The sequence below is a fragment of the Advenella incenata genome, assembly GCF_004217095.1.
Classification (GTDB): Bacteria; Pseudomonadota; Gammaproteobacteria; order Burkholderiales; family Burkholderiaceae_B; genus Advenella; species Advenella incenata.
The window spans coordinates 241,853-264,558 of the sequence record NZ_SHKO01000001.1; the positions used below are offsets into that span (position 1 = coordinate 241,853).

Annotated in this window: 23 protein-coding genes; 13 read left to right on the forward strand and 10 right to left on the reverse strand. The window is 53.5% G+C overall.

The window, feature by feature from the left end; genetic code table 11:
* Window positions 1–136: 136 nt before the first annotated feature.
* The 3 genes from EV681_RS01090 to EV681_RS01100 all read right to left on the reverse strand — a co-directional run bounded on the left by EV681_RS01090 (window position 137) and on the right by EV681_RS01100 (window position 2,453).
* On the reverse strand, window positions 137–658 hold the full coding sequence (locus EV681_RS01090) for a MarR family winged helix-turn-helix transcriptional regulator (RefSeq protein ID WP_128393531.1): 522 nt from the start codon (window positions 656–658) through the stop codon (window positions 137–139).
* Between the two features lie 121 nt (window positions 659–779).
* Window positions 780–1,676 carry a LysR substrate-binding domain-containing protein gene (locus EV681_RS01095; RefSeq protein WP_128393532.1) on the reverse strand — a complete coding sequence of 299 codons (897 nt, stop codon included), beginning with the start codon at window positions 1,674–1,676 and terminating at the stop codon, window positions 780–782.
* 27 nt (window positions 1,677–1,703) lie between these two features.
* A complete protein-coding gene (locus EV681_RS01100) occupies window positions 1,704–2,453 on the reverse strand; it encodes a maleate cis-trans isomerase family protein (protein ID WP_128393533.1) in 750 nt (249 codons plus the stop codon).
* Window positions 2,454–2,567: 114 nt separating this feature from the next.
* Here EV681_RS01100 and EV681_RS01105 point away from each other — a divergent pair, with 114 nt between their 5' ends.
* The 3 genes from EV681_RS01105 (at window position 2,568) to EV681_RS01115 (ending at window position 4,309) form a co-directional block, all read left to right on the forward strand.
* Window positions 2,568–3,119 carry a P-loop NTPase family protein gene (locus EV681_RS01105; protein ID WP_242612096.1) on the forward strand — a complete coding sequence of 184 codons (552 nt, stop codon included), beginning with the start codon at window positions 2,568–2,570 and terminating at the stop codon, window positions 3,117–3,119.
* 200 nt (window positions 3,120–3,319) lie between these two features.
* The gene (locus tag EV681_RS01110; protein ID WP_242612097.1) at window positions 3,320–3,712 is read left to right on the forward strand and encodes a lysozyme inhibitor LprI family protein; all 393 of its coding nucleotides are present in this window, start codon (window positions 3,320–3,322) and stop codon (window positions 3,710–3,712) included.
* Window positions 3,713–3,829: 117 nt separating this feature from the next.
* Window positions 3,830–4,309: a GNAT family N-acetyltransferase gene (locus tag EV681_RS01115; protein ID WP_130303117.1), complete on the forward strand. Its 480-nt coding sequence runs from the start codon at window positions 3,830–3,832 to the stop codon at window positions 4,307–4,309.
* A gap of 586 nt (window positions 4,310–4,895) precedes the next feature.
* Here the strand turns inward: EV681_RS01115 and EV681_RS01125 are convergent.
* Window positions 4,896–5,102, reverse strand: coding sequence for a CsbD family protein (locus EV681_RS01125; protein WP_130303118.1), 207 nt, complete (start codon window positions 5,100–5,102; stop codon window positions 4,896–4,898).
* A gap of 335 nt (window positions 5,103–5,437) precedes the next feature.
* Here EV681_RS01125 and EV681_RS01130 point away from each other — a divergent pair, with 335 nt between their 5' ends.
* Window positions 5,438–5,620 (forward strand): DUF3008 family protein, encoded by a 183-nt coding sequence (locus tag EV681_RS01130; RefSeq protein ID WP_128393540.1) that lies wholly within the window; start codon window positions 5,438–5,440, stop codon window positions 5,618–5,620.
* 53 nt (window positions 5,621–5,673) lie between these two features.
* On the opposite strand, the gene EV681_RS01135 is transcribed toward EV681_RS01130, so the two are convergent.
* On the reverse strand, window positions 5,674–6,174 hold the full coding sequence (locus tag EV681_RS01135) for a CinA family protein (protein ID WP_242612098.1): 501 nt from the start codon (window positions 6,172–6,174) through the stop codon (window positions 5,674–5,676).
* A 476-nt stretch (window positions 6,175–6,650) separates the two neighbouring features.
* On the opposite strand from EV681_RS01135, the gene EV681_RS01140 reads away from it, so the two are divergent.
* Window positions 6,651–7,142 (forward strand): cytochrome b, encoded by a 492-nt coding sequence (locus EV681_RS01140; protein WP_278044071.1) that lies wholly within the window; start codon window positions 6,651–6,653, stop codon window positions 7,140–7,142.
* Window positions 7,143–7,627: 485 nt separating this feature from the next.
* Here the strand turns inward: EV681_RS01140 and EV681_RS01145 are convergent, their stop codons facing one another.
* Window positions 7,628–7,897, reverse strand: a complete 270-nt coding sequence (locus EV681_RS01145) for a DUF2164 domain-containing protein (RefSeq protein ID WP_128393542.1) — start codon at window positions 7,895–7,897, stop codon at window positions 7,628–7,630.
* A 194-nt stretch (window positions 7,898–8,091) separates the two neighbouring features.
* Here EV681_RS01145 and EV681_RS01150 point away from each other — a divergent pair, with 194 nt between their 5' ends.
* Together EV681_RS01150 and EV681_RS01155 are read left to right on the forward strand one after the other, a co-directional pair.
* Entirely contained in the window at window positions 8,092–8,739 is a 648-nt protein-coding gene (locus EV681_RS01150; protein ID WP_130303119.1) for a uracil-DNA glycosylase family protein, read from the forward strand.
* Window positions 8,740–8,993: 254 nt separating this feature from the next.
* Entirely contained in the window at window positions 8,994–9,578 is a 585-nt protein-coding gene (locus EV681_RS01155) for a LysE family translocator (protein ID WP_423191195.1), read from the forward strand.
* A 56-nt stretch (window positions 9,579–9,634) separates the two neighbouring features.
* Here the strand turns inward: EV681_RS01155 and acnA are convergent, their stop codons facing one another.
* From acnA to EV681_RS01170, 3 genes are all read right to left on the reverse strand, one after another.
* Complete coding sequence (gene acnA, locus EV681_RS01160; protein WP_130303120.1) at window positions 9,635–12,334, reverse strand: aconitate hydratase AcnA; 2,700 nt, start codon at window positions 12,332–12,334, stop codon at window positions 9,635–9,637.
* Window positions 12,335–12,339: 5 nt separating this feature from the next.
* Window positions 12,340–13,332 (reverse strand): Bug family tripartite tricarboxylate transporter substrate binding protein, encoded by a 993-nt coding sequence (locus EV681_RS01165; protein WP_128393545.1) that lies wholly within the window; start codon window positions 13,330–13,332, stop codon window positions 12,340–12,342.
* Between the two features lie 350 nt (window positions 13,333–13,682).
* A complete protein-coding gene (locus tag EV681_RS01170) occupies window positions 13,683–14,744 on the reverse strand; it encodes a LacI family DNA-binding transcriptional regulator (RefSeq protein ID WP_128393546.1) in 1,062 nt (353 codons plus the stop codon).
* Window positions 14,745–14,862: 118 nt separating this feature from the next.
* Between EV681_RS01170 and EV681_RS01175 the strand changes: the two genes are divergently transcribed.
* The 6 genes from EV681_RS01175 to EV681_RS01200 all read left to right on the forward strand — a co-directional run bounded on the left by EV681_RS01175 (window position 14,863) and on the right by EV681_RS01200 (window position 21,573).
* Window positions 14,863–15,807: a 2-hydroxyacid dehydrogenase gene (locus EV681_RS01175; protein WP_130303121.1), complete on the forward strand. Its 945-nt coding sequence runs from the start codon at window positions 14,863–14,865 to the stop codon at window positions 15,805–15,807.
* A 24-nt stretch (window positions 15,808–15,831) separates the two neighbouring features.
* Window positions 15,832–16,824, forward strand: coding sequence for a Bug family tripartite tricarboxylate transporter substrate binding protein (locus EV681_RS01180; protein ID WP_242612100.1), 993 nt, complete (start codon window positions 15,832–15,834; stop codon window positions 16,822–16,824).
* 13 nt (window positions 16,825–16,837) lie between these two features.
* Entirely contained in the window at window positions 16,838–18,583 is a 1,746-nt protein-coding gene (gene araD, locus EV681_RS01185; RefSeq protein ID WP_242612101.1) for an L-arabinonate dehydratase, read from the forward strand.
* A 41-nt stretch (window positions 18,584–18,624) separates the two neighbouring features.
* On the forward strand, window positions 18,625–19,434 hold the full coding sequence (locus tag EV681_RS01190; protein WP_128393549.1) for an HpcH/HpaI aldolase family protein: 810 nt from the start codon (window positions 18,625–18,627) through the stop codon (window positions 19,432–19,434).
* Between the two features lie 50 nt (window positions 19,435–19,484).
* The gene (locus EV681_RS01195) at window positions 19,485–20,468 is read left to right on the forward strand and encodes a tripartite tricarboxylate transporter substrate binding protein (RefSeq protein ID WP_165392904.1); all 984 of its coding nucleotides are present in this window, start codon (window positions 19,485–19,487) and stop codon (window positions 20,466–20,468) included.
* Window positions 20,469–20,862: 394 nt separating this feature from the next.
* A complete protein-coding gene (locus tag EV681_RS01200; protein WP_130303124.1) occupies window positions 20,863–21,573 on the forward strand; it encodes a TerC family protein in 711 nt (236 codons plus the stop codon).
* Between the two features lie 94 nt (window positions 21,574–21,667).
* Here the strand turns inward: EV681_RS01200 and EV681_RS01205 are convergent, their stop codons facing one another.
* Window positions 21,668–22,606 carry an N-carbamoyl-D-amino-acid hydrolase gene (locus EV681_RS01205; protein WP_207226985.1) on the reverse strand — a complete coding sequence of 313 codons (939 nt, stop codon included), beginning with the start codon at window positions 22,604–22,606 and terminating at the stop codon, window positions 21,668–21,670.
* Between the last annotated feature and the right edge of the window lie 100 nt (window positions 22,607–22,706).

Consider the following 22,706-nt stretch of genomic DNA (forward strand, 5'->3'; position numbering starts at 1 on the left):
GTGTGGACGAATGTATCATCGCGCAGGATATGAGCTGAGCTGGCGCATACCGGGCTTTTGAATTTGTTCATGGGAGCGCCGCAGGCACGGCATCCCCATGAACATGACTTATCCAGGCGTGTGCGGCATATCCGTGCTACATATCCTTTAACGCTGCCCGACCATACTGATTATTTTCCTCTACCAGCTTGCTAAGCAGCCGCACGAAAATTTCCCGTTCTTCATTGTTCAGCGGTTCCAGCAGCCGTTCCTGTGAACGAATCATCCCCTTGCGCAATTGTTTCATTACGCGGATGCCTTCTTCTGTAATGAAAGACTGGCGCGAGCGCCGGTCGTCTGGATTGACCCTGCGACTGACCAGGCCCTTATCAGCCAGACGCTTGATGACATCAGCAGAGGTGGTGCGGTCCAGACCTACTTTGAGCCCGATGGATGACTGGTCCAGGTACTGCTCGTTAAGCAATACTGATAGTACGCCATGTTGCACTGGCGTGATGTTTTCGTTCTTGCATTCTTCGAAGAACATGGAGTAATGAATTTGATTGAGCCGTCGAACCAGAAAACCTGGCCGCGACCACAGCCCCTGGTCATGAAATTTGGTCTTGATTTCGTCTGAATGGTCGGCCGTGGGCAGATCGTCGTTGTCTCTCTTTCTCATTATGCAGTGAACCTTATACTGAAGTGACTTGAAGCGCAGCTCAGGATTGCCCTGGCCACCAAAGTTACCGGTGCCTTTTCGCAATTCTATCGGGAAAATACGGTCTCTGCACTAGCAATAACTACAGTATACTGTCATTGTTTTCCGAAAGGAAATCAAATACCTGTCTTGCGCTTGCAGACAGGTCGCGAATACGGCGCGCGCCAATCAGGATTTTGCGTTCCGCCCATTCTTCGTCAAGTTTAACTCTTGCTGTATCGGGTACCCGGTATAGATCCACACAGCCTTCAGGCAGAATGCCGATGCCCATATTGGCGTTGATAAGCACGCACATGGCGTCATAGCCGGATGTCTCAATATCGATCCTGACATTGGCCGATTCGGCCCGTGCTGCATTAATAAGCTGGTAATTGAGCTGGGTGCCGGCCGTCAGGGTGATGTGGCTGTAGCTTAGTGTTTCCCTGAAGGAAACCTTATCGCGCTTTGCCAGAGGATGTCCGGCAGGGACAAGAACGATTAGCGTATCGGTCCGAAAGTGGGCAACTTCGATATCGTCCTGATAGGGAATTTGAGTGAAAATGCCGATGTCCAGTTTGCCGGCGGCCAGCTCACGGGTAATGCTCAGGCTGTTTTTCTCTTCCAGATGCAATTGGATGTTGGGATACTTACCGGAAAAGTCGGCCAGTAACGGAGCCAGAAATTGTGTGATGGCCGTGGGGTTGGCCGCCAGCGTGACGCTGCCGCGCTGGCCTTTGCCAAAATCGCCAAGCTGGTGTTCTACCGCCTGTACGCTATTAAGAATCGCGCGTCCCCGGTACAGCAGTTCCAGGCCGGCCGGTGTCGGCGTTACACCGCGGTTGGTCCGGTTCAGCAGAACCAGGCCAAGCTTGTCTTCCAGTTCCGAAAGGCGGCGGCTGACTGCGGCCGCCGCGATATTTTCCAGTTCTGCTGCTCGACTGATCGTGCCCTCATCAACAACCCGTATAAATAATTTTAATGTGAGCAGATCAATTTTCACGGCACGTTCAGTGGCAGTACGAACCCGCTAGTTGCCCGACAGCAAGAATCCGGCGTTAGGCACCCGCGTTTCCAGGTTGAGAGTTTTCAGCATCTGATAAACCGTGGCTGCGGCAGCAGATAGTACTGGCTTGCCGATTTTGTCTTCCGCTTTCTGGATGGACGGCAGCGATGGCATTTGCACGCAGGCAGACAGAATGACCGCATCTACACCCTCAATATCCAGGCGCGTTACGTGTTCCAGCAGATTGGCCGGATCCAGGCGACCGACTTCCAGATTATCAGATACTTCCAGGCTGATGGAGTCATGAACACTGATTCCTTCGGCTTCAATGTATTCTATCACGCGCTGTGTGAGTGGCTTCATGTAGGGCGTGATAATGGAGACCTTGCCCAGGTTCTTTTCCTTCAGGCTGTCTACCAACGCGCCAGCCGAGCTCAAAATAGGGATGTTGGTGTTGTTTTCCTGAACCGCTTTTTGCAAGCGCGCCTGCGATTGGCGATGATAGCCGTTGCCCTGGGCCATGATAGCCACCAGGCAAGCATAGGCCATGACATCCATGCGGGCATCGCTCAGTTCGATGGCGCACCGGTCGCTGGCCTGATCCATCGCCGTCAGTTCCTCTGGCGTAACGCTCATCATGCGCATGCGTGCAGAGTGAAACGTAAAGGTTTCGTTGGGGAACAGTTCGCGGCGCGCGTTCAGCATGGCCGGGATTTCCGTTTCCATGGTGGTATTGGAGCTGGGCACAATCTGGCCGATTCGGTAGTTTCTCATTTCTGACCCTTTAAAATCATTGAAAATTGATTGTAATCAGGCATTTAAATTAACCAAATCAACCATTTACTATGGTGCCATCGCATTTTGCGATGGCTAAACGGACGGGAAGCAATGCAAAACACAATCCCTCTTTCCTCTTTGGGTCCCAGAATCTGTATTCTTGGGCCGTCAAACAGCGGAAAATCTACTTTGGCTACGGCGATCGCCCGCAAATGCAATCTGGTGCCGGTGCATCTGGACCAACTTTTTCATGAACCCAATACTGATTGGGTGCCTCGTCCTGCGGCCACGTTTTCTGCATTGCATGAGGCAGCAATCGCGGGCGAGCGCTGGGTGATGGACGGCAATTATTCCAAGTACATGCCACAGCGTTTCGAGCGGGCGACCGGTATTATTTTGCTGAACGTGCATACGGCGACCAGCCTGTTTCGTTACTTGCGTCGTACACTATTTGAACGTGAACGTTATGGAGCTCTGGAAGGCGCTCAGGACAGTCTCAAATGGGAGATGATCCGCCATATTGCAGTTGTCACGCCAGGAAACCACAAACGTTATATAAAACTGCTTGAGCAAACCGCATTGCCTACCGTGTCGCTCCCGTCGGTTCGTGCCATTAATGACATTTACCGGCAATGGGGGCTGCAGGGCCGCTGCCGCGACTGACTTGCAGCCAATGCGGCGAATGCATAGGCCATCGGCCTGTTGCTGGATGCAGGTAACAGTGTATTCGGCCATTGTCCCGCCTCGTTGGCAGCGTACGCTTGATGTTGTAATTGAGGTATCGCAAATAGTCTGCCTGTAAGCGGGTGTGGCTGTTCTGCATACTTTTGCTGGTTACCAATCCACACTTTATCGGAGGATTTATGTTCAGAAACGTATTACTGTGTTCAGTGTTTGCCTGCATCGCTGTATTCACATCCGCAAGTAACGAGAGTTACGCCGCGACGCAAAGCGATATGAATCAGGCCGCCAATACCGACTACAAAAAAGCGGATGCACGCTTGAACAAGGTATATCGGGAAGTGTTCAATAAGCTTGAAGCCTCTCAAAAAACCGATTTGAAGGCAGCCCAGAACGCCTGGATTCAGTTCAGGGATCTGGACTGCAAATTTCAAAGTTCAGGCGCGCAAGGGGGTTCCGTACAGGCGATGCTCATCGCCGGTTGTCTGACGGATAAGACGCAAGCGCGGGCCGACGAGCTCAATACGCTGCTTCAATGCAAGGAAGGCGATGTGTCATGCGTTACCGCGCCTTGATAATCAACTCGCCCATGAAGAGCGATTGATGGGCGGAAAAGCCGCCTTGCCCGTGTTTTAGCCGCCCATTCGCACACGGGCGGGCAGCGCGCTTTGGTTTCATATCGGGAAAGATATATGCAAAGATCTTCATCGAAAACGCAATATCTTCGCCTTCTGCCGGGCGATGTTGCGTTGCTACGGCAACTGAATGTACTGTTTAGCCGGGCATTTGACGATCCGGTCAGCTACCAGAGCAGGCCGGCGACAGATGCCTATCTGATGGACTTTCTGGCAAAGGAGCATGTTTCTGTCTTCGTTGCATTAAACGATGGACACGTGCTGGGCGGGCTAGTGGCCTACGCACTGGACAAGTTCGAGATGGCGCGGCGGGAATATTACATCTATGATCTTGCCGTCGACGCCGGACATCGCAGGCAGGGTATCGCTACAGCGCTTATCCGCAATTTATGTGAGTTTGCGGCAGACAACGCAGGCTGGGTTGTGTACGTACAGGCCGACAGGGGCGATGCGCCGGCCATTGCCTTGTATAGCAAACTGGGTGTACAGGAGCAGGTGCTGCATTTTGATATTCCGGTACCAATTGGGAAAAAATAGCGCTGTGTTGCTGCATCAGAGGCATTAACCAGGCAAGCTTGCCGTGTTTTTCCAGTATCCGGCCCCGATTTTTCTTCAGAACATTAAGAATGTTATTAATCTGTAAATTAGGTTTAACGTCGCCTGTATCGGTACTAGGATAATAGCTATAGACTACTTTTGAACATCGTTTCGACATGACATTTGTCATAAGGATAGGAGGTGCAAATGGTCTGGCACACGGTTTTTTTCTTTGTTTTGACTGTCATATCCGCGATCTTGGGTTTTGGAGGATTTCTAAGTTGGGGGGCGCTGGTGGCGCAAATTCTGTTTATCGTATTTCTGATACTCACTTTGCTCACCATTTTTATTCGGAAGAAACGTTAAGTAGCACATAAGCAAGTGCGGGACTCAACAGGTCTTGAATGGGCTCGCGTATGTCCGATATCCTGGTGACCCTTAGAGCGTTGATCGGCTACTAAGGCGCCGCGCGTGAGCAGGCCTTATTTTTATCCGGCAAGTCAGTCGGCAACATTATCCGTTCATGTCCCCCACAGTACACCTGCAAAAAATTCAGGCACCCGCCAGGGTGCCTTTGATTTGTATTTTATAGCCGATTCTGCTCGGCCCAGAAATCGTTAACCTCGCGCTCGGCATCCTCGCGCCTTCTGCCATACTTTTCTTGCAACACACCGTACATTTTCTGTGCATTGCCATTGACCTGCGCGATGTCGTCATCAGTCAGATCACCCCATTTTTCCCTGATGGAGCCTTTGATCTGTTCCCATTTTCCTTGAGTGATGTCGTGGTTCATTTTTATCTCCTTTCAGTGTAATTGCATTGAGGTGGAACAACTCTGAGTTGGAAGAGCCACAATTCATAATAGCAATTTAAAACCCAGTCAGACCATTTTGTTACATGTTTTTAATAAGTCTAGGTATATGAAATATATGGACATTTTCCTATTTTTGACGAAGCATCCTGCACCATGGTGGATGGATCGCCGACGTTGCAGGGCTAATGCAAGAATTTATTGGTGATGAAATTTCCTGCCTTACGAGTGTTTACAAAATACAGCCGGCGATGTTTGCATCCTTGTGCAGCGCAGGCAGATAATGAAGACTCTTATTTCGACACGGAGATATCACCATGCCAGCGAAATCCAGAAGCCAGCAACAGGCAGCCGGCGCTGCACTATCGGCCAAAGAGGGCGAAAAGAAAGTGGGCGATTTGAAAGGCGCATCCAAATCAATGTATAAGTCCATGTCAAAAAAAGAACTCAAGGACATGGCCAGTACCAGCCGATCTGACAAGCCAAAACACAAGCATTAAGGCCTCATTTAACGCCAAAATGCGCAGGCGCTCGTGCTTGAAAGGGCAGGCCGTTATGCAGATTTTCCAGAGACCTGTACCGCATAAAAGGGAATGCGACTTAGCGCATATAGTGCGCTGTGCTTGCGGATTTTTCGACTACTGCCGGTAAATCGCCTGGTTTCACTGAAGACGATTGCCGGCGCATCGTCGGTTTGTCTGAACGCCCACGCATAGCATTGCGTACCTGCCTTGATGGCAGGATCAATGTTATCCACTACCCCCGTATTGGACACGGCAACGCCGGCTGAGCTTCGAGCCAGCGCGCCAACTGCCATTTCCCGAGCCACCTGCTCACTCGTAAGATTGAATCTTTCAATCGTTTCAGCGCTCACATTCAATAACCGCTGCTTGGCGGCAACCGTATACGTGACAAATGCACAGTCCAGCAGCTTGCCTGCGTTGGGTGCCTCCGATAGGGTCGAGGCGATCAGCCCTGCTGTACACGATTCCGCGGTGACAAGAGATAAATCATGATCTGCCATATAGCGGACAACGAATTTTATAGCTAGCATTGGCAATCCTGCATGGAAAAAAACCGAGTGGGACAGTATCACACCATTGATTTGATTTTAAACCAGTCAAAAAAATACTGGTTAGCGATTACCAGCCCATACTGGGGTAGTCAATTGAAATATTTGTTGATCGATATCAAAACGGCCGTCACATGCATAAGATATAAATACGATAAGATTGAATTTTCAATTAATCGTCTCAACGATGCTGTCCCATACTCATGCCGCCGCTGGCGTATTGATGTACTGAAGTATTTATCATTGCTTGCGCTTTTGCTGCTTTGCCTCTAGCAATCTGGCAAACAGGAAGTGATACGTCCTGATTCCTGCTTTCACAATACTGGCCGCAACTGAGCTGCTTGCATGCAGCCATTACGTTTACTTCAGATACGGCGCATGCCTGGGTAACAGCTCATTTAATTTTTTATGAATGGAGGTATTCATTGTCGCTGTTTGATTCATCAGAAAAATATGGTTTGGTTTCTCGGGCTCTGCATTGGCTCATGGCTTTGGGTTTTGCCTGGATGTTTTTTACCGCGGCGTTGCATTATTTTGCAGATGAAACGCCTATTACAGATACGTTATGGCCGACGCACTCGGTCATGGGGTTTACCGTGTTCTGTCTGGGCGTTTTCAGAGTAATTTGGGCGGCGCTCAATATTTCCCGCCGGCCGCCTTCGCTGTCCACATTGTCGGGACTGGGGCACAGCATATTGTATGCGCTCATGCTGGCCATTCCGGCGCTGGCACTACTGCGCACCTACGGATCGGACCGCCCGTTTTCTTATCTGGGTATTTCGCTGATGGAGCCCACCGGCCAAAAGAACCAATGGATGATCGATCTGGCCGGGCTGCTGCACGGCGAACTTGGTTGGACGTTGCTGGCACTGGTGGTCGGTCATATTGGCATGGTCTATATCCACAGAAAATCATCTAACGCGATCGATGTGCTGCCACGGATGCTTTGACCGAGCAACATGAATAATCGCGATACCCCGTCGTTATGAGCGAGACCGCGTGATCCGACCCCTTACAGGTACCCGCATCCGGGCCGTATATTGCGCCGAGCGGTCGCAGATATCAGGTTAATCATAAGCGGGTTTATCGGATCATGCGTGATCGCCACCTTTTGCTGTACCGCCATGGCGCTCGCCCAGCCAGTCACCGCCGGCATGACGGGAAAGGCCACCGTCTATGCCAGAATACACGTTTGAGCTGTTCTGCAACAACGATCAGAGCGTACGGGTGAACAGTAGCTGCGGCTGAATAATTAATATTTAGATCCTGTATTACGCGGGCAAGTGCGGCAGCCGCAGGCTAGGGACTGTGCGTAAATGCAAGTTGTTCCGTATTTTTCGTGTGCGTAAACGGCTTGCGGGCGTAATCTGGTTGGTCAAAGAGTTTCAGGATTCGACGATAAAACGGTTTGGGGTGCTGAAAAAACGCAGCCTGTCTAAGAGCGCGGTTTCTTTTTTCGGCTGGCCCAGTAGTTGAACTCCTCGGCATAGCAAGATATTTCCATGTCCATTGTCTTTTCTTGCATGTATTCTTGTGCATCCCGTATCGCTTGGTTATAGATGCAGGGACCAACCTCGTCAACGATGTACTTTAAGAACAATTTTGCGCGAAGCTCACCTAACTCCGCATCTTCTTCTTGCTTCCAATAGCGGCGCAATGAGCCGATTAGCTGTTCTTCCACTTCAGGTTTGAGTTTGATTGCCATTTTTTGCCGTTAATTCAGCTAGTATCTTATTTCTAATCGTTCTATTTTAAGATATTTCTTGGTTTTAAAGTCGGTAATGCTGTTTTTATATACAGCATATAGAGGGCTGTGCAAACCTATTTTGACTTGATCCTCCTTGGATGTGTAGCTCGGACCATAATACGACCGCATTGCAGATCCAGAGCATGGCAGGTATGAACAATTCGATAAAAAATGGCGATGGCCGTTCATTCACACAATATATAAAGGCGATTCGCAGTTGTCGGGTTTGTCATGATCAGCCTCTTTATGGGCAGGCCATGGATCCTGAGCCGCGCCCCATTATCCAGGTATCTCAGACTGCATCCATCTGTATTGCCAGTCAGGCGCCCGGTACGCGGGTGTATGAAACCGGACGCCCGTTCAATGACGCATCCGGTGCCCGACTCAGGCAATGGATGGGGATATCTGACGAGAGCTTCTACGACGATTCCCGTGTCGCCATTATTCCCATGGGATTCTGTTTTCCCGGACTCCGAGCCGATGGCAGCGACCTGCCGCCACGGCGTGAGTGCAAGCAAATATGGCGCACGCAATTGTTTGCCCGCTTGCCTAACCTGAAATTGCTGTTAACGATTGGTGGCTATGCGCAGCGCTGGCATCTGGGCCCGCATGTGGCGCGCCAGGGAGTCACGGAAACGGTGCGATCTTGGCGTCAATACTATCTGGCCGATCCTTCTTTGCGCATCTATCCGCTCCCCCATCCGTCCTGGCACAACAATCGATGGCTTAAGCAGAACACATGGTTCGACGATGAAGTGTTACCGCAATTGCAGCAGGATATACGTCAGCTGATTGCGTAATAGTTGTAATTTAAATCAGTTGCCGCAGCAATGAAGATCATTGCGAGGCCAGCTTGATAGTACTCGAGTGTAATCTTGCGCAATTACAATTGTGCGCAACTGGCGCAGGCACGGCATGTTTTATTGATTGCGGCTGTCATATTAAATCAGGGACAGATTGTTCTGCAGTACGATTTGCATACGCGCTCACCTCAAAAGGAACTATCGTGCCGGAAATTACCACCATCATTGCTTTTGCTGCGGTCTCCCTGGGTATGGTGCTTACCCCCGGGCCCAATATGATTTACCTGGTGTCGCGCTCGATATGCCAGGGGCGGCGTGCGGGCATGATGTCCCTTCTGGGCGTGCTGCTCGGCTTCATCTTCTATATGGTCAGCGCTGCATTGGGTATTACCGCCTTGCTTTTTGCTGTCCCTTACGCCTACGAAGCGCTCTGTTATGGCGGCGCCCTATACTTGCTCTACATGGCCTGGCAGGCGGTGCGTCCTGGTGGTCAATCACCATTTCAAGTGAAAACATTGGCACCCGATAGCCCCAGAAAACTGTTTCTGATGGGGTTTCTGACGAACCTGCTGAATCCCAAAATCGCAGTCATGTATCTTTCCCTGCTTCCGCAGTTTGTTGATCCGGAAAAAGGTAGCATTCTGGTCCAATCGCTTGCGCTCGGATCCGTGCAGATTGCTGTCAGCATCAGTGTAAATATGCTGATTGTCATTCTAGCCGGCAGCATTGCCTCTTTCCTGGCCACCCGCCCGACCTGGGTGGTGGTCCAGCGCTGGCTGATGGGTACCGTGCTGGCGGGGCTGGCGATTAGAATGGCCATGTCTGCCAGACGCTGATCATATTTACCGGTTGGAGCAAGGCGCAAATGCCGCGCTGTCTACAAATGTGGGTGCTATCTTGTGCCCGATTTCTGATCCAGCATTGCAGGCAGTATGCCGCCCTTGCGCCAGACAGCTTCTTCATGCGTTGTATTTAATCGCACCTGCAGACGAAACTGTTTTACCTCTCCTTTGGTATGTATTTGACCGTTTACCCAACTTAGTGGCTCCATGTGGTCAGGTATTTCAATATCCAGTCTGCTGCCGCCGGTAATACCCAAGGTGTGACGAGTAACCCCCGGTTCAAACTGCAAGGGCAACACACCAGTGTTGACCAGATTGGAGCGATGGATACGTTCAAAGCTTTCTGCAAGGACTGCCTGCACGCCGAGCAGGCGCGTGCCTTTGGCCGCCCAATCACGTGAGGAGCCGGTTCCATATTCCAGGCCGGCGACAACCACCACGGGTATATGATTGGATAAATAATGCATCGCTGCGTCGTAAATCGATGCAATTTGGCGCGCTGGCTCAATGACGGTGCATCCGGCCGGGCCGTCCGGCAACAGCTCATTGAGCAGACGGCCACCGGTAAAGGTGCCACGCATCATGACTTCATGGTTGCCCCTGCGAGCTATGAAAGTATGCAACGCAGCTGGAGAAACGCCGCAGGAAAGCAGATAATCACCCGCAGGAGTGCCCGGGCGGATCGCGTCAGCGGGAGAGATGTTGTCGGTAGTGACGCTATCGCCCAGTATCAGTAGCGGCGCGGCATTATGCAAGCTGCGTTCCGTTGCCGGGGGGCGATCGTCCACATAGGGCGGTCGGCGGATGTATGTGCTGTTGTCATCCCACTCGTATAGCGTGGTTCCCCCGGAGGGTAAAGCCTGCCACCTGGCATCGCCTGTGCTGATACCGGCGTATTGGCTTTCGAAGTGTTCAGGCGTGACGTGATCCTGAGCTATTTTCCTGATTTCAGTGTTGTCCGGCCAGATATCCGACAGAAATACGGGTGCGCCATTGTGTGTCGTCCCAAGTGGTTCCCGTGTCAGGTCAATGCGGACCGTGCCAGCGATCGCATAGGCAACCACCAGTGCCGGGGATACCAGATAGTTAGCGCGGGCCAGAGGATGAATTCGGCCCTCAAAATTGCGATTACCGGATAGCACGGCAGATACCATGAATTGCTTGTCTTCGATAAGCGTCTGGATATCGGGCCTTAGCGGACCGGATCCGCCGCCGCAACTAGCACAGCCAAATCCGACAAGATGAAAGCCCATCTCGTCCAGGTGAGACTGCAGTCCGCTCGATTGCAAATAGCTGCTGACCACCCTGGATCCAGGTGTGAACGACGTCTTGACCCATTCTTTGGAACGCAAGCCTTTGGCAAGCGCGTTTCTTGCGAGTAAACCGGCAGCGATCATGGCCGCTGGGTTGGAGGTATTGGTGCAACTTGTGATGGCTGCCAATATCACGGCGCCGTGACTGAATTGTGCATTCGCCGTTGCCGAAGATGGGGTGCTTGCAGCCTTGGGACAAACCGACAGGAACGACTCGGGAATATCTGCCAACGCCACATGGTCGTGCGGTCTGCGAGGCCCGGCGCCGCTGGAGCGGACTAGTGCCAGATCGAATTCAATTACCCTGGAGTACACGGGCTCAGGCGTTTGTGCATCACGCCACAGCCCTTGCAGCTTGCAGTACTGCTCTATCATTGCAATTGTGGCTGCATCACGCCCCGAACGCCGCAAATAATCCAACGTAACGGCATCGACAGGAAAGAAGGCACAGGTTGAGCCATACTCGGGGGACATATTGGAAAGGGTGGCGCGGTCTTCCAGTGTCAGTGCCGATGAGTCGAGTGCGGGACCGGTGAACTCCACGAAGCTTTCGACAACGCCAGCTTGGCGCAGCCGCCGCGTAAGTGTCAGGACTATATCAGCTGCAGTTACTGCGGCCGATGGCGCATTTATCAAACGCACGCCCACTGTGGGCGGCAGGATAAAGGATAGCGGTTCACCGAGCATTGCAGCTTCGGCTTCGATGCCTCCCACTCCCCAGCCAAGTACGCCAATGGCATTGATCATTGCTGTGTGGCTGTCGGTACCGGCCAGCGTATCGGGATAAGCCAATGGTGGATTTTGGCTGTCATCGATAAAAACCACGCGCGCCATATGCTCCAGATTGATCTGATGCAGAATGCCAGCACCAGGTGGCACAATAGAAAGATTGTCGACGTTCTCCTGTGCCCACTTCAGGAAGGTATAACGTTCGCGATTCCGAGAGTATTCAAGTGCTACATTCAGATCCAGCGCCGCATTGCTACCTGCATGATCGACCTCCAGGGAATGATCCACAATCAGGTCCACCGGAATCCGGGGATTGATGGTGGCCGGATCTCCTCCTGATTGGGCCACGACGTCGCGCATGGTCGCCAGATCGATTAGAGCGGGTATGCCACTGACATCCTGGGCCAGGATTCGTGCCAGCATCAAGGGCACAGTATCTCGTCCGACCCGATCGGGATAGTTAGTCAAAATCTGCTTGCTTAGTGTTTCTCCCACGTCATCGCGATCGGCATGCCTTAACAGGTTTTCCAGGATGATCCGGATTGCAAAAGGCAGTGATTGCAGCGGTGCGCCAGCCTCGTCGGCCAATGCAGACAACGAGTAATATCCAAACTGCCGGTTACCGGAACTGAACTGTTGATAACAGCGCGCGCGCAGAGACCCCAAGGCATGAGCGCTTGAGTGATTTTCAGACTGTATGTGTCGCATGAAAGTCAGCTCGCCTTGATATTAGCCTTGCGGATCGTCTCTTTCCATTGGGCAATGTCGTGTCTGATTGCCTCAAGCAACTGTTGTGGGCTGCTGCCAACCGGCTGACTGCCTTCCTGGGCCAGATCTGCTTTCATTTGTGGCAGCGCCAGGATGGCTTTGAGTTCGGTATTGAGTCTTGCCACTATTTCTGCCGGAATTCCCTTGGGGCCCGCCACGGCATGCCAAAGATCGGACTTGAAGTCCGGGACGCCGGCTTCCTTGAAATTGGGAACGTCCGGCAGAGCAGGAATACGGTCATCGGCAATGGCAAGGCCGATCGCACGGTTTTCCTGCACTACCGGTACAACGATGGCCACTGATGAGAGCATGAGCTTGATCGTGCCACCAATCGTGTCTTGCAACGCGGCGCCCGTCCCTTTGTAAGCGATATGATTGAGCTTGATCCCGGCCAGGTCTGCCAGATGCTCCATGCTCAGGTGTGTGATTCCGCCCACGCCCGAGGAGCCATAACTGATTTTGCCAGGCTCGCGTTTTGCCCATTGGACAAGGTCGCCGAAATTTTTAACTGGCAGGTCATGGTTCCCAATGAGAATCAGTGACTCTCGTTTGAATAAGGTGATGGGCTCAATATCATTGATGGAATCAAAAGGGAGTTCGCGCAATGCGGCATTACAGGTGTGGCTACTTGACAGCATGACAAGTGTATAGCCATCTGCTGGCGCTTTGATCGCTGCGTGCGTTCCGATACTGCCGCCGGCTCCGGGGCGATTTTCCACGACGACTGGTACGCCCAGACGATCTGTCAGCATCATGGCAATTCGGCGTGCTGTTCTATCACCGCCGCCGCCTGCCGCCAACGGAACAATAATTTTAATAGGGCGGTTGGGATAGTCGCTTATAGCGCCCTGGGCCAGCACTGTGGGTGACTGTAATCCGAGCCCGCCCAGCGAGATCGCGCCAAGAGAGGCGATGAAACGCCGTCGAGTTGATGCCATGTTGTCTTCCTCCGATTGTGACGAGCAATTACAGCTCGGTTCTCGTCGTTGAACTGCAGAATTGGTCTGTGTTCAATCCAGTTTATTTTTAGCAATGTATCGATATTAGCATTCTATCTGTGATGAGCGAACCTTGGTAGATGCCAGCAAATTGCATTTGCGATGGCAGCTTATCGTGTTTATAAGATGGGTTCGCTCAAGGTTTTGTCCAAGTCTATCGCCTGCGATAGGCTTACTTCGCACCGCGAGCCCTGCGTGGGCTTTCGACGCGTTTCGGTAGATGTAAAAAGCCCGCTGCCCTGTCTGCAGCACGACATCGGGCCCTAACCAAACCGTGAATCAATGCGCCATTACAAATGCAATTGGCTGCTTTCCCTGATGACCAGTTCACATGGCAACAGGTCTTCAACGACGGTGTTGTCGCGTGCCGGCCCGAGCGTCAACTGCTGCAGCACAGTCCGGGCTGCATGCTGGCCAATCTGATAGCGTGCCGGACGCAGGGTCGTCAGGGCAGGCCGCAGTCTTGCGGAAATGGATGCATCGCCAAACCCCGCAATCGCGCAATCGCGGGGCAGGACAAGATTGCATGCAGGGGCGTGCAATATGGCGCCAGCGGCCATGTTGTCATTGGCAAAAATCAGCGCCTGGGGCCGGCAGTTGGCTGCTAAACGGGACAACGCTTCTATGCCCATGGCCCCGGCCTCAAATTCGTCGTCTTGCGCAATAACCTGCACGTCCGCTTTCAGGCCCGCGCTCGCCATGGCTTGGGCATACCCCTGCGCGCGTTGTTTGGCGCGGAAATCTTCAGTGGTGTGCGACATGACAAACTGAATCCGGGTGGCGCCTTGCTCCAGAAAGTGCCTGGCCAGAATGGCGCCTGTCTCAATATGTGGGAATCCCACCTGATGAAACGGCCGCCCCGGTACCAGTCCCCAGGCTTCGATCACGGGGATGTTCAGGGCGCGCAGCATGGCCTCGGCCGCCGGAGTGTGGTCGTGGCGGGTCAGGATCAGGGCGGTGGGGTGCCAGCCAACAAAAGTGCGGATTGCCTGTTCTTCGAGTTCCTGTGAATACTGGGCGTTGGCCAGCAGCAGTTGCAATCCCGACGCCTGTAGTTCGTCAGTCATACCCTTGACCAGATCGGCAAAGGTTGCGCTGGCGATGTTTTGCATGACTGCGCAAACCACCCGTCCATGTCCCGAAGCCAGCCCGCCAGCCACCTGGCTGGGCACATAGCCGATCCGGTCGATAATTTCACGCAAGCGTTCCCTTAAGGCCACGGAGACTTTTTCCGGCGAATTGAAGTAGCGCGAAACGGTAATGGAGGAAACGCCGGCCAGAGCGGCCACGTCATGGATGGTGTATGAGCCTGCTTTGCGACGCGTGGTACGTGATGTTTGTTTTTGAGTCATGGTTTATCCCAATGGCGTGTTGTTTGACCAACGCCCTACAATTATATCAATGTTACCGGTAACAGTTACCGGTAACATCCCAACCCGGCTAAATGTATTCCCGTGACTGCCTACACCTATGATCCGACCCATTCTCCTTGTTGTCACACCGTTTTCGCAGGAAGCACTTGAGCCCTTGCAGGAATACTTTGACATTGTGCAGTGGCAATCCTTGCCGGCGCCCGAGGCATTTTGCGCCCAGCACGGCTCAGGAGTGCTGGTCTTGATTACCAACGGCATGGTTGGCGTGCCGCCGCCGTGCCGTGACACATTGGCCAATCTGGCGCTCATCGCGTGTAACGGGGTAGGGTACGACGCCATTGACTTGGGCTGGGCTGATGCCCGGGGGATTCGCGTTATCAATACGCCAGACGTTCTCTCGGCCGATGTGGCCGATTTTGCAATGGCATTGGCATTGGCGGCATTCAGGCGAGTGCCGGCGGCAGACCGGTATGTGCGCGAGAACAAGTGGCGTCGCCAGGGGGCATTTACACTGACCAGGCGGTTCTGGGGTTCAAAAGTTGGCATTGTGGGTCTGGGTCGTATCGGCCATCTGATTGCCAGACGCGCAGCCGCATTTGATACCCAGATCGGGTACACGGGCCGACGGCAACAGGACGGGGTTGCCTACGCCTATTTTCCGACTGTGCTGGCGCTGGCTGGATGGGCAGACGTGCTCATTGTGGCCACACCTGGCGGCGCCGACACCTGTCATCTGGTGTCCCGGGTCGAACTAGAGGCGCTGGGCCCGGAAGGCGTACTGGTTAATATCGCTCGCGGGTCTGTTGTAAACCAGCTGGCGCTGATTGACTGTCTGGAAAGCGGCCAACTGGGCGCAGCGGCGCTGGATGTCTTTGACGATGAGCCGCAAGTGCCAGAAGCACTGGCCCAGTCAGCATCCACGGTCCTTAGCCCTCACATTGCCAGTGCCACCGTGCAAACCCGCCAGGCCATGGCTGCACTCGTGGTGGACAATATTTTGCGGCACATCAATGGCAAATGTCTTATTTCACCTGTGAACTGACCCAATAACAAGCAAGGAGACAACATGAACCCAACCAACCTGGTTCGTCGAAGCTATACCATGGCTGTGCTGCTGACAGGCATGATACTTTTTTCACCTGCGCACGCCCAGGCAGATAAGTATCCCGAAAAGCCCATCACATTTGTCGTGCCGTACCCGGCGGGCGGGGTGGCTGATCAGTTCGCCCGCAGCATGGCTACGGAGCTGGGAAAGCGTCTGGGGCAGTCTGTCGTGGTCAGCAACCGTGCCGGCGCCAACGGTAATATTGGCTCAGCCTACGCCGCCAAGCAGCCTGCCGATGGCTATACCTTGTTGCTGGGGTCGACCAGCACCCTGGCCGTGAACCCGCATTTGTACAAAGACATGGGTTACGACCCGATCAAGGATTTGCAACCGGTGACATTGACGCACCAAATGCCAAATGTGTTAATTGTGGGCTCTGGCACCCCATACAAAAGTGTTGAGGATGTCATCAAGGCAGCCAGGCGTGAACCGGGTCGTATCCCCTTCGGATCTGCGGGCAACGGCAATTCCATGCATCTGGCAGGGGAGTTGTTCCAGAAGCAGAGCCGCACAAAATTGATGCATGTCCCATATAAGGGAGCCCCTCCGGCCCTCACCGATGTCATGGGTGGGTCGCTGCCCACGATGTTTATCAATCTGCCTGCGGTGGTCGGCTATGCCGATTCGGACAAGATCCGGATACTTGCCGTTGCGGCACCCACACGATCCAAAGTATTGCCGAACGTGCCAACGTTTGAGCAGGCGGGTGTTCCTGGCGTGATCTCCAGCGTCTGGAATGGCATTCTGGTTCGCAGCGGGACGCCCGAGGCAATCGTCAGGAAACTGAACCAGAACATTGTGGCGATCCTGCAATCAGAGGCGTTTGCCCAACCACTGGAAAAACAGGGGTACGAAGTGCTGTCTTCCACACCGCAGGAATTTGCAGATTTACTGCAAAAAGACACAAAGGTGATGGGTGAGCAGGTTCGCGATGCTGGTATTCAAATAGACTGATTGAGGTATTGTTGTGCAAAAAAAATTACACCAATTACGCAGCCAGCGCTGGTTTGCGAGCGATGATATTCGAGGCTTTGCGCATCGTCAGCGCATGCAGCAGCAGGGGCTCTCACGTGAAGAATTCATGGGCCGCCCGATTGTCGGCATTCTCAATACCTGGAGTGATCTGTCGCCGTGCCATGCGCATCTGCGTGATCGCGCACAGGCGATCAAGCGCGGCGTACTGCAGGCCGGTGGATATCCGCTGGAACTACCGGCCATGAGCCTTGGAGAAGTCATGGTCAAGCCCACGACCATGCTGTATCGCAATTTTCTTGCCATGGAGGCAGAAGAGTTGATCCGCAGTCTTCCCCTGGATGGCGTGGTGTTGCTGGGCGGCTGTGATAAAACCACGCCGGGCCTGGTAATGGGGGCAATGTCCATGGATGTGCCCGCACTGTTCTGCCCGGCTGGCTCCATGCTGAATGATCGTTATCAGGGACAGGCAGTTGGGGCGGGAACGCACACCAAGAAATACTGGGAGCAATACTCCATCGGCAACATCGACCAGCCTGAATGGATTAGTCTGGAAGCCCGGATGACCCGCGCGCCTGGCACGTGCAATACGATGGGCACGGCCAGCACCATGACTTCCATCGTCGAGGCTATGGGGCTTGCCCTGCCTGGTTCAACCAGCCTGCCAGCCATGGATGCAGCACATACCCGCATGGCGTGGACCTGCGGTCAGCGCATTGTCGCCATGATCTGGGAAGACTTGCGCCCCTCTCGCATTCTGACCCGTGACGCGTTCCTCAACGGGGTTGCAACCTGGATGGCGCTGGGGGGTTCCACCAACGCAGCTGTCCATTTGCCGGCGATGGCCGGGCGAGCCGGCGTTCAATTGAGCCTTGATGATTTCGATGCACTGGCACGCCAGGTGCCGGTGTTGGCCAATTTGTTTCCTTCAGGCAACAAACTGATGGAAGATTTTTACTACGCAGGTGGCCTGCCCGCATTACTGCAGCGTATTCGGGCGCATTTGCAATTGGATGCCCTTACATGCACCGGTACGACACTGGGTGCCAATATCGAGGGACAAGTCAGTTCCGATGACGATGTGATCCGCACGCTGGACAACCCGGTCATTCCCGCCTCACCGGAATGTCCGGAGGCTGGTATGGCATTGGCCGTGTTGCGGGGCAATCTATGTCCGGATGGCGCCGTGATCAAACCTTCTGCAGCGACCCCAGCCCTGTTGCGACATACCGGCCCTGCACTGGTTTTTGATTCCAACGCCGACATGCTGGCAGCCATCAACGATCCGGATCTGGACGTGAACGAGAATACAGTCCTGGTGCTGCGCAATGGTGGTCCTGTTGGCGGGCCGGGTATGCCGGAATGGGGCAATCTGCCTATCCCGAAGAAGCTGTTAAAACAGGGGGTTCGCGATATCGTCCGTCTGTCTGATTCACGCATGAGCGGCACCCATTATGGCACTTGTGTATTGCATATAGCGCCGGAGTCGGCCGTGGGCGGTCCTTTGGCACTGGTGCGTACAGGCGATCTGATTCGGCTGGACATTAGCGCGAGAACACTTGATGTCCTGGTTTCCGACAGCGAACTGGCGCAGCGCCGCGCTCAATGGTGCGCCCCGGAGCAACCATATAAGCGCGGATTCACACGCATCTACCAACACGAAGTGACACAAGCCAATCTCGGTTGTGATTTCACTTCCCTGGCCGGAAACGAGAAGACGCCAGAACCGCCCATTTATTGATTTAAACCATTGCATTTGCATTAACGACAACAGGAGTATGTATGCCCGCAGCAACTGATCTGCTAGAAAACCCTTTTCGCGCCCGCCTTGCTCAGCCAGGGGCGCCGCTAGGCACCTGGCTCATGTCCGGTACGTCGAGTACCGCTGAAGCAATGGGACGCGCCGGCTTTGATTGGCTGCTGGTAGATCTGGAACATGTACCGCTTGACGATCAGGATGCCCTGCATGTATTGCAGGCTATCGCGGGAACCAATGCCTGCGCGGTAGCACGCCTGGCGGCAAACGACCCAGTTCTGTTCAAGCGGGCCCTGGACCTTGGCGCCCAGACCGTGATGGTGCCCTTTGTCGACAGCGCGCAAGCTGCGCGGCAGGCGGTCAGCAACGCCAAATATCCTCCGCTTGGCACACGTGGCTTTGCTGCAGTCCATCGGGCCAGTGGCTATGGCACTGCAACCGATTATGCTAAGCGGGCGAACGACTCTGTCTTCACCATTATTCAACTGGAAACGCCGCAGGCCGTGGCTGCGCTTGAGGAGATTGCTGCCGTGCCCGGCGTGGATGCGCTGTTTCTTGGCCCCGGTGATCTGTCGGCAAACATGGGACATATCGGCAATCTGGCTCATCCAGAGGTGCAGCACGTGATCGCCGACGTGGCGCGGCGTTGCCAGGCCATTGGCGTGCCTTGTGGCATTGTCGGGCCCACCCCGGAGATGGTCTCGAGCTTTATCAGTTCCGGCTATGCGTTTGTGGCAGTGGCCTCTGACATGGGCATGATGATGCGTCAGGCCAGCGCATTCATTCAGGCCATCCGCCCGGCACTGGCAAAGGGTTATGACGGCGGGGTTTATTGATTCGTCATCGTTGGCGGACAAGTAGCACTTGAACAATGAAGGAGACAAATATGATATTTGGCATTACGACATCGAATCGGAAAAAGCTTATCAAATATGCAATGCTCTTGGTCGCTACATCCGTCCTGAGCACGAACGCCACAGCCCAGGATGCCTATCCGGAAAACCCGGTGACCATTCTGGTGCCGTTCGGCCCGGGTGGCACCTCTGACATCATGGCCCGGATTCTGGCAAAACACCTGCGCCAGGCAATGGGTGGCAATCTCATTATCGACAACAAGGGCGGTGCAGGTGGTGCAATCGGCATGATGCAACTTAAGCGGGCCAAGCCGGATGGCTATACCCTTGGTTTGTCAGTCATCGGCCCGGAAGTATTGCAACCTGGCATGCGCAAGACCGGCTACACATATCAGGATTTTGATCATATCTGCGGAACCTATTCGGTACCACTGATGATGATGGTGCCCCAGGACTCAGCATTCAAAAACATGCAGGATGTTGTCGCATTCTCCAGGGACAATCCGAGGCAACTGACTTACGGCACGTCCGGCACCGGCACGTTACTGCATATTGCCATGGAAATGCTCATGAAGCAGGCAAACTCAACTGCACTGCATGTGCCCTATAAAAGCTCTGCAGAAATGGTGACCGGGCTGCTGGGAAAACAGGTGATGGTGATCAGCGATACCACAACCGTGGCCAAGCAATACAAGTTGCGTCCGCTGGGCATTTTTTCCGATCAACGGCTCGAGTCCAGCCCACAGGTGGCTACAACCAAGGAGGGAGGATGGCCGATCCAGGCAACCATCTGGGGCGGACTGATCGCGCCCAAGGGGCTGCCACAGGAAATTGTCGCGAAACTTGAAGCTGCATGCGAAAAAGCGGTGAACAGCGAGGGCTATAAAGCCGATGTCCAGCCCCTGGATACACCGCCTCACTTCATGGGGGCCAAAGCCTTTGCCGCCTTTGCGAAGGCTGAATCGGAAAAATACACTAAGCTGATTCGGCAGATGGGAATCAGTCATGAAAAATAGGAATCATTCGATTTTTCGCAAACAGCAGGGCGCGTGCTTCCTGGGGGCAATACGTAACGACCCTACTTGACAGAATTATCTCAAAAGATATACTTATTCGATCAAGGGGAGTAGCTTTCCGCCGCCGCATCGTCATTACGGCTGTCATGTATATACATGACGCCCGGTGCCCGGGCAACACACCTGGTGTTGTAAGCAAGACCTTGCCACGAAAGGGCAAGGTCCATAAATCCTGATTAAGAATAAATGGCCTGTGTCCTTTACGGATCAGGCCATTTTCGTTTATGCCGATACTTTCTGTATTGGCTGGTCGCACGTCACCCTGTCGTGCAACCAGAACGGGCCGATCCATATTCAATTCGAATTTTTATATTAATGGATTCTGGGTGAACTTATGCTTGAATTTTTTCAGACTCTGAGCTGGACAGCAGTATTTCAAATTATCATGATTGATGTCCTGTTGGGTGGTGACAATGCAGTGGTAATTGCGCTGGCCTGCCGTAACTTGCCAAAAAAGCAGCGCATGCAGGGAATTTTGTGGGGCACTGCCGGTGCGATCATTCTTCGGGTCGTGCTCATTACTTTTGCATTGACACTACTGACGATTCCGTATCTCAAGATTGTGGGCGGCCTGCTGCTCATCTGGATCGGGATCAAACTGCTTATTCCGGATGATGATGCGCATGACAAGATCGATGGCGGCTCGTCGGTCTGGTCTGCAGTCAAGACGATTATTATTGCGGACTTTGTCATGAGTCTGGATAACGTCATTGCGATTGCCGGCGCGGCGCAGGGTGCGCATGCAGATCATCAGACAGGGCTGGTTATTGCGGGTCTGATTATCAGCGTACCCATCATTATCTGGGGCAGTACGCTTGTCTTGAAACTCATTGATCATTATCCAGGGGTGGTGTTATTCGGCGCTGCATTGCTGGGCTGGATCGCAGGTGGCATGCTGGTAAGTGACCAGGTTGTTCTGGAGCGTTTCGGCGAAGTTACCGGTGGCGTCAAGATCGCCGTTGAAGTCGGTGGCGCCTTGCTGGTCGCATTGGTCGGAAGCTGGCTGGCGCGACGCAAGAAAATGGCGTCAGCCGGGCCGGCATAACGCAGCAGCAGTGCAGGCAACGACACAGACGGTTTTGTGGCCGTCTGTGTTCGTATCCTGGCAGGGTCGTGTTGCCCAGTTGGTTTCGGATTGCTTAAAGCGGCGTGCCGCGGCCGGTTCTTTGCGTAATCAGTCCGTAAAGTTCGGGCCGGCGGTGGCTTTCAAAATTGAACACATTTTTGCGAAATGCGTCTGCCAGCGCCAGGTCCGCTTTAACGGTGATTACCTCGTCTTCTTCGGTGCTCGCTTGTGCAACGATCTCGCCTGTGGGTGCAACGATCACGGATCCGCCAATCATGTGATGACCGTCCTCCGACCCACATTTGGCAGCCGCCGCAGCCCACACGCTGTTTTGATATGCGCTGGCCTGCAATGTAATCAAATGATGGTGCATTCGCAGATGAACCGGTTCCGGCCAATGGATATTCTGCGAGGGCGTGTTGTACCCTAGTACGATGACCTCGGCGTTTTGCAGCGCCATGACGCGCCACGTTTCGGACCAGCGGCGGTCATTGCATAAACACATTCCAATATTGCTGCCCATGGCCTCCCAAACACCAAATGTCTTGTCGCCAACCCGGAAGAATTTTTTTTCCAAATGTTGAAACGGAGCATCCTTTTTGTGATCATCGTGCCCAGGCAAATGAATTTTCCTATATTTGCCAACTATTTCCCCTTTTTCATTGACCAGTATCGCGCTATTGTAGGGAGTACCTTCCGGTGTGAGTTCTGCATAGCCTAGATAAAATGCCATCTTGCGCTTTCTGGCTTCATCAAACAGAGGTTGTACGGCAGGATTAGGCATGCTTTGTTCAAAAAAACGCGCTTGCGCTTCCTTTTCGTCCATCCAGTAACGTGGAAAAAAGGTGGTTAATGCCAGCTCCGGGAAAACAATCAGGTTCGCACCACGCCCATGTGCTTCTTTGAGCATTTCAATCAGGCGGTTGACGACCGATTGCCGAGTATCGTCAAGGTTGATGCCACCGAGCTGGGCAACAGCGATTCCAAGGGTACGAGTAGGGTGCGTTTTCAAGATATATGTGTCCACTATAGATGATGAAGTGAATCATGCCATCGTATTGCGGTTGTCGTAAATAGGGCTTGTGTCGGCAGCCTGTACCGTGCAAATGCGA

What these genes read in the sequence shown, in the direction of transcription:
- EV681_RS01090 (WP_128393531.1), bottom strand. Translation starts at nt 658, where the DNA reads ATGAGAAAGAGAGACAACGACGATCTGCCCACGGCCGACCATTCAGAC.
- EV681_RS01100 (WP_128393533.1), bottom strand. Translation starts at nt 2,453, where the DNA reads ATGAGAAACTACCGAATCGGCCAGATTGTGCCCAGCTCCAATACCACC.
- EV681_RS01105 (WP_242612096.1), top strand. Translation starts at nt 2,568, where the DNA reads ATGCAAAACACAATCCCTCTTTCCTCTTTGGGTCCCAGAATCTGTATT.
- EV681_RS01110 (WP_242612097.1), top strand. Translation starts at nt 3,320, where the DNA reads ATGTTCAGAAACGTATTACTGTGTTCAGTGTTTGCCTGCATCGCTGTA.
- EV681_RS01115 (WP_130303117.1), top strand. Translation starts at nt 3,830, where the DNA reads ATGCAAAGATCTTCATCGAAAACGCAATATCTTCGCCTTCTGCCGGGC.
- EV681_RS01125 (WP_130303118.1), bottom strand. Translation starts at nt 5,102, where the DNA reads ATGAACCACGACATCACTCAAGGAAAATGGGAACAGATCAAAGGCTCC.
- EV681_RS01130 (WP_128393540.1), top strand. Translation starts at nt 5,438, where the DNA reads ATGCCAGCGAAATCCAGAAGCCAGCAACAGGCAGCCGGCGCTGCACTA.
- EV681_RS01135 (WP_242612098.1), bottom strand. Translation starts at nt 6,174, where the DNA reads ATGCTAGCTATAAAATTCGTTGTCCGCTATATGGCAGATCATGATTTA.
- EV681_RS01145 (WP_128393542.1), bottom strand. Translation starts at nt 7,897, where the DNA reads ATGGCAATCAAACTCAAACCTGAAGTGGAAGAACAGCTAATCGGCTCA.
- EV681_RS01150 (WP_130303119.1), top strand. Translation starts at nt 8,092, where the DNA reads ATGAACAATTCGATAAAAAATGGCGATGGCCGTTCATTCACACAATAT.
- EV681_RS01155 (WP_423191195.1), top strand. Translation starts at nt 8,994, where the DNA reads ATGGTGCTTACCCCCGGGCCCAATATGATTTACCTGGTGTCGCGCTCG.
- acnA (WP_130303120.1), bottom strand. Translation starts at nt 12,334, where the DNA reads ATGCGACACATACAGTCTGAAAATCACTCAAGCGCTCATGCCTTGGGG.
- EV681_RS01165 (WP_128393545.1), bottom strand. Translation starts at nt 13,332, where the DNA reads ATGGCATCAACTCGACGGCGTTTCATCGCCTCTCTTGGCGCGATCTCG.
- EV681_RS01170 (WP_128393546.1), bottom strand. Translation starts at nt 14,744, where the DNA reads ATGACTCAAAAACAAACATCACGTACCACGCGTCGCAAAGCAGGCTCA.
- EV681_RS01175 (WP_130303121.1), top strand. Translation starts at nt 14,863, where the DNA reads ATGATCCGACCCATTCTCCTTGTTGTCACACCGTTTTCGCAGGAAGCA.
- EV681_RS01180 (WP_242612100.1), top strand. Translation starts at nt 15,832, where the DNA reads ATGAACCCAACCAACCTGGTTCGTCGAAGCTATACCATGGCTGTGCTG.
- EV681_RS01190 (WP_128393549.1), top strand. Translation starts at nt 18,625, where the DNA reads ATGCCCGCAGCAACTGATCTGCTAGAAAACCCTTTTCGCGCCCGCCTT.
- EV681_RS01195 (WP_165392904.1), top strand. Translation starts at nt 19,485, where the DNA reads ATGATATTTGGCATTACGACATCGAATCGGAAAAAGCTTATCAAATAT.
- EV681_RS01200 (WP_130303124.1), top strand. Translation starts at nt 20,863, where the DNA reads ATGCTTGAATTTTTTCAGACTCTGAGCTGGACAGCAGTATTTCAAATT.